2 protein-coding genes are annotated in these 6,480 nt (G+C 41.5%); both read left to right on the top strand.

Translation table 11 applies throughout. The features are described 5' to 3' along the window. A partial coding sequence (locus tag A5294_RS06930) for a hypothetical protein (RefSeq protein WP_231880206.1) occupies positions 1–201 on the top strand: 201 nt, incomplete at its 5' end. Positions 202–267: 66 nt separating this feature from the next. Then, entirely contained in the window at positions 268–6,474 is a 6,207-nt protein-coding gene (locus A5294_RS05600; RefSeq protein ID WP_064340663.1) for a S8 family serine peptidase, read from the top strand. Positions 6,475–6,480: the final 6 nt, after the last annotated feature.

Below are 6,480 nucleotides of genomic sequence, written 5' to 3'. Positions count from 1 at the left end.
CTCTTTAAACAAGTGCTAGAGTATATGAAAAATATTTTGTTGCACTTGCAAAAATGCACCATTATTTGCTGTTTGCATGGGGGGGGGTATGCCTCTTGTGCGATATTTAGCGGAAATGATTCAAACCAGCGTAACAAAAATATTTACACCCGTATGAAAGATTTTGGCAGTCAGTATGAAATGTTTTGGCAGCTGGCATGAGTTTGTTATAGCTAGAACCGAAATTTTTCCGGGATAACAACCACCATTTTGAAGGAGAGTATGTTTATGAAGTTCAAACGAACGTCATATCTGACTCGTTTAGCAGCATTAGGCGTGGCTGCGGCGACGCTTATGGTACCGCTTGGGCAAGTTCCTGCGGCATTTGCAAAAAATGATAATGAAACTAAAAAAGATGGCAATGCACTTGTCTCTAAGATGCTTGATTCATCTTTAAAAGCTAATAGTGAGATTAAGTCTATAGAAGATTTACGCCATGTTAATCCAACTCTTGCTAAAGCTTTTGAGAATTACAGTAAAAAAGATCAATTTAATAAAAATTCAAATGCTCAAGTAACTGTTGTTGTTACGTTGAAAAATTATCGTTCGCAACTCACGGATGCTGACGAAAAAGCCAACATTCATGAGCAGAATGTTTTAATTAACCGCGTAAAGTCAAAGTACAATATGACGGTTCGTCGCCAGGTTGGTTATTTAATGAGTGCTTTTGAAGCTACTCTCCCTGAAAAACACGTTCAAGATTTGAAACGTGAGCCAGGTGTAGTTTCTGTCGCAAAAGAACGTTTATATCATCCAATGGAAAATTATGCTCGCGATTTACAAGGCGTGCAGACGGTGTTTAAAAAGCATCACCTCGATGGAACCGGAATGCTTGTTTCTATTATCGATACGGGCATCGATCCAAATCATCAAGATATGAAGCTTGACGCTTCAGCAAAAAAGAATATTCGCTTGAAGCCAACTGGTAAAGGAAATACAACAGATAAAGTTCCTGCAGGTTTCAATTACGCTGATGAAAATACTAATTTCACAGACGCTAATGGTGAACAGCACGGTATGCACGTTGCCGGTATTGTGGCTGCTAACGGCGATGAAAATGGTGCTCCAGCATCTGAAAATCATCGTGTTGATGGCATAGCTCCAAACGCTCAGCTGCTCGCTATGAAAGTCTTCTCAAATGTGCCAGGTTCGCATGGTGCTCGTGATGTTGATATTGTTGCTGCAATCGAAGATTCTGTAAAGCTTGGCGCAGACGTTATTAACATGTCTCTTGGCTCAGATAACGGTTTCGGTGGAACGTCAAGTGCTACTAGTGTCGCGTTAAAGAAGGCTCGCGAAGCTGGTGTGCTTCCAGTTATTTCTGCAGGAAACTCCGGCTTGAACTTCTCTGAAAGCGGTGGCATAGATGATAGTTTAGGCAAGTGGGATGATGCAACTCTCGGCTCGCCATCTTCTTATCCTTCTGCTTTCAGCGTTGCTTCTGTAGAAAATTCCAACATTACTCAGCAGTCTGCAAATTGGGTTGGAAAAGATGGCAAGTCACATACTTTGCCGTACAGCTATTCTATTGGTTCTTTAACAGATGCACTATCTCAGCATGAACTTGTGGATGCTAAAAAAGCTACTAAAGCTGATGTTAAAGATCTTGATCTTGCAGATAAGTATGCTCTTGTAGAACGTGGTGGAGTCACTTTTACTGAAAAGTTTAATAATGCGATTTCTAGGGGAGCTAAAGGTGTGATTGTTTACAATCACGACAAAGATTCATCCTTATTCCTAGGAATGGGTGGATTGGAAAAAATCAAAAATTGCTTTGGTGCGTCCATCCCTCGTTCGTATGCCTTGCAAATTCTTGATGCTTTACATAAAGGCGAGAAAGTGAAGATAGCTTTCACGAACCAATTCACTACTATTGTTAATCCAGATAACGGTAAGCCTTCTAGCTTTACTTCTTGGGGTCCAACTCCAGAATTTGATTTTAAACCTCAGATTGCTGGTATCGGTGGTAATGTTTGGTCCACGCAGAATGGAAATAAGTACACCAGCATGTCTGGTACTTCCATGGCTGCTCCAAACGTTTCCGGTCTTTCAGCGTTGGTGATGGAAAGCTATAAGAAGCGTTTCCCTGATCTTAAAAAGTCTGAAATGGTTACTCGTGTAAGCCAAGCATTAATGAATACAGCAAGTATTATTGGACATAAAGATTCTGCAAATAGTAAGAAAATTCCTTATGCTCCTCGTCAAATCGGCGCTGGCTTAGCTCAGGTAGATAAAGCTGTTGCTACTGACGTGATTGCAACAGTAAACGGCAATTCGTACGTTGCTCTTAAAAACGTGAATTCTAATCGCAACTTTACAGTTACTTTACATAATTATGGTAAGAAGCCAGTAAAATTTGCTGTCCCAGATCAGGATGTTGTAAATGAGTCTAATGAGGTTAATAAAGATACAGTAACATCTATTAGTAATACTGAAACGTTGCAATCAAAAACGCGTAATGTTACAGTAAAGCCTGGGAAAACCGCTGATGTTAAGTTTACATTAAGCCCAAATCGTTCTGAAGGCAATCATTATATTGAAGGTTGGGTGCGATTTGAATCGCTCACTGATTCTCAACCAGATGTTTCTGTGCCATACCTTGGTTTTGTTGGAGATTGGAATGCTGAACCTATAATGGTAAAACCGGGAGAAAGCTATAGTGCAAAACATAGTGATCTTACGACATCGTTGCTTTCGGTAGCTGGTTTTATGGGTAAACTTCCGGTTAATAATGAAACTAAACCTTATGTACTTGGCGAATTTTCACCTGCAAATCAAGATGGCTGGATGGATTATGTTGTTCCATCTATGGCTATATTCCGCGGTGCATCTGACATAAAGTATTCTGTATTGGATTCTCATAATAAAACTAAGATTGTTCTTGGAACGGAACACAATGTGCATCGTTCTACTATTGCTAATGCTGGAACAACAGATGGTTTAGCTGGAAATTTCGACGGGTCTGTGTGGAATCCAAAAACAAGTAGGTTTGACATTCTTCCTGATGGATGGTACACGTATCGTATTCAAGCTCGCTTAGGAGATAAGTTTGATTGGCAAACTTATGATATGAAGGTAGCAATCGATAATCATGGACCTAAGGTCACAGTATCTGATCGTGATGATAAAGGCAATGTGAAGATTGTTATTAGTGATGAATTGAGTCCTGATCCTGGCGTGCCAACTATTCATCTTCCTGGTGTAAAGGATGCTTTGAACTATGGTGATGAAGACACTCAATGCCCGTTGAATGAAGCAACTCGTACGCGAGTGTGCAAGTCTATTCACATTGGTAATGAAGCTCAATACATAGATGTGCTTGTTCGAGACAATGCTATGAATCCAACTGAGGTTAAGAAGGTATTCGACACATATGTCCCGAATGGTTCAGGAAAACCTGAGAAGAACAAGAAGTTTATTATTCCAAATGAACAAAAACTTACTTCTCACCAAATTAAAGCAAATCAGTTAGAAGAAAGTAAGACTAACCCAGATATTAATGGTAAGTTCTATCTTGAGGGATATCTCACTAAAGATGTTGCTTCTATAAAAGCTTATGTGACTCCTAAAGACGGTAAAAATCAGGAAGTCAAATTAGCTAAAAAGCGCAAGGGTGAGAATACTTTCTATGCGTTTGTGCCACTGAAAAATGGCGAAAATACTGTAATGCTTAAAGCTTTTGATAGTAAAGGTAATCATATTGGCAATAAGGAACTTAAGCTAACGTTCAACGCGCAAACACCTAAGATTACTGTTAATGGTTTAGATGATAAGGGTAATTTGCCTGTAAGTTCAGATGGTAAAGTAACTGTTGCTGGTAAAGTAACTGATACTCCTGGAGATACTGTAAAGCTAAAGCTTACTTATCAGAAGGCTGCTGACAACACTACTCCAGCTAATGCAGTTGCTGGTTCTGTAAACAATCATGCTTCTGGTTCTGCTACTAAAGCTGTTTCTGGAGCTAATACAACTTCAACAGCGAATATTAATGCCAATGTAAAGAAAGCAGATACAGCTGTAGCTAGTAAAGAAACTGAAGAAGTAGTAACTGTTGGCAAAGACGGTAGTTTCAAAACAGTTATTACTCCTGCCGCTAAAGCTGTTATGGTAACTCTTGTAGCTACTGATTCTGCTGAAAACACTACAACTATAGGTTTGGCTCTCGCTGGTCGTTCAACTCCTACGCCTAAACCTGCAGCTGCAACAAAAGATTTCGTGCTTACTAATGCTGGCTCTATGGGTTCTTATGCGTGGTTAATTCATAAGAAGAATTATGGTCCAGACGTTATTGGCTCTGATTACTTTGTTGCTCAAGGTGATGTGAGTTCCAAGGTGACTAGCGTGGTGTTTACTCCAGCTTCGCGTTTTGATGCTACAACTAAAAATCTTGTAACTCCAAACCCATTGCGTGCTGAAATTAAGGACGGAAAGTTTAGTGTGAAGCTTCCAATGCATCCGGGTATAAATGATTTCCGCTTGCAGGTGAACACTAAGCCAACTGACGAAGATGCTGATGAAGACGATGAAACGAATGTAATCGATACTCCTGCAGCATTCTACTTCGACATTACGCCTCCAACAGCACATTTCGATACTCCAAAGCTGTATGGTCACACGTTGTTCACCAATCGTGACACCGTGACTTTCAGCGGCAATGTGTCGGATGATGCTTTCGGTCAAACTTTGCGAATTAACAACGATTCCGTTGGTGATTTCTACACTTTGGATACGAATGGTAAAGAAACAACTCGTCGCCAATTCTCAACTGACATTCCAGTAGACAATGGTGATAAGTTGCTGCTGCACTTAAGTGATCAGGTTGAATCTCATTTACTTGGTGTGATTCCAGTTGTTCTTGACGAAACGGATCCTACTGTTGAAGCAGGTTTGGTTGAAGGTGAAGAAATCGATGATGGTCACGAAATTACTGTTAAAGCAACAGATGATAATTTGAAGTCTTTGCGCGTTATGGTTGATGGTCGTCCAGTAGCGTATACAGAAAATTATCTTCCAACTACAGCAGTAGAGAACACATTAGTGGATGTTTCTAAGGTTAACGATAATCCAACTCCAGATAAGCCAGGTTCTACAACATTAACGTTGAAGATTCCTACTAATAAGTTGACTGATGGTTCTCACACTATCACCATTGAGGCGACCGATTTTGCCGGTAATACAGCAAGTGCCACAAGTGATAATGCAAAGGGAGCTACTGCATATACATTCAAAGTGAAGCATGGTGTGAAGCCTGGCGAGGATCCGTCTAAGCCTGGTCAAGATCCAAAGAAGCCTGGTGAGGATCCGAAGAAGCCTGGCGAGGATCCGAAGAAGCCTGGCGAGAATCCGGCTAAGCCAAAGAATCCAGGAACCAAGAATGAATCAACCCAAACTGATTCTGCCCCAATTCCTCCTGCTTCTACAGAAAAGATTCTAAAGTCTCTTGCTGGATTAGAAACCAAGAATGTTACAGCTGGAAAGGAAGTAAAGATTTATATTTCTGGAAAGCCTGCAGCTTTGAAGAATGCTGAAGCCAATGCTCGCATGTATGCGTTCATTTACTCTGATCCTAAGGATCTTAAGGGTGAAGATGGTCATGAATATGTGACAGTGCGTACTGATGAGAACGGTAAGTACTATTTCAAGGTTTTGATTCCTAGCGGATATTCAGGTAAGCACACAATCTTACTTATGGATGCAAATGGTAACCAGATTGCTTCTGGAGAGGTGTCTGTATCTTCCTCTGCTTCTTCTGATAGTGGCAGCCAAACTGATTCTGATAATAAAAATAATCAGAATAATCAGAACCAGAGTGGTAGCGGTAATACTGGTAACTCTGGTAATACTGGTAACGCTGGTAACGCTGGTAACAGCGAAGGTGGAAGCTCAGGTCACGGTAAGGATAGTGGCAACAACGGTGGCAGCACTAGCGGTAATACCAGCGGTAATACCAGCGGTAATACCAGCGGTAATACTAGCGGTAATGCAAGCGGTGATACCAACAATAATAGCCGCGATAAGAATCATGGTGGTAGCCGTGGTGGTAATCACAGCGGTAACCGTGGGGGTAACAATAGTAGCAACCACGGCGGTAGTCATGGTGGAAAATCCTTCACTACTGGAGGTAATTCCAGTAATAATTCGGAGTCGTCCTCAAAGGATGATGCGGATTCTACTAATGCAGGCGCATCCGCTGCATCCGGCGATGCCGCTGCCAATGGCAACGCAAGTTCTGCCAATGGCAACGCAAGTGCTGCGAATGCTAACGCTGCTGCAAAGCAGAAGGCTGCCGCTAAGTCTGCCGCCAAGAAGATGACTTCTGATTTGGCGATGACTGGTAGCAGTGTGATTGGCATGGTTGTGACGTTTATGGTGCTGCTTGCAAGCGGTGCTGTAACGTTTAAAACTCGCAGCCGTCATGTGCACGCAAGAAAGTAAGTAAAC

This window comes from Gardnerella sp. 30-4, assembly GCF_001641215.1.
Taxonomy (GTDB): domain Bacteria; phylum Actinomycetota; class Actinomycetes; order Actinomycetales; family Bifidobacteriaceae; genus Bifidobacterium; species Bifidobacterium leopoldii.
The sequence above is the reverse complement of the archived record's forward strand: the minus strand, read 5'-3'. Positions and strand labels throughout refer to the sequence as shown.

What these genes read in the sequence shown, in the direction of transcription:
- A5294_RS05600 (WP_064340663.1), top strand. Translation starts at nt 268, where the DNA reads ATGAAGTTCAAACGAACGTCATATCTGACTCGTTTAGCAGCATTAGGC.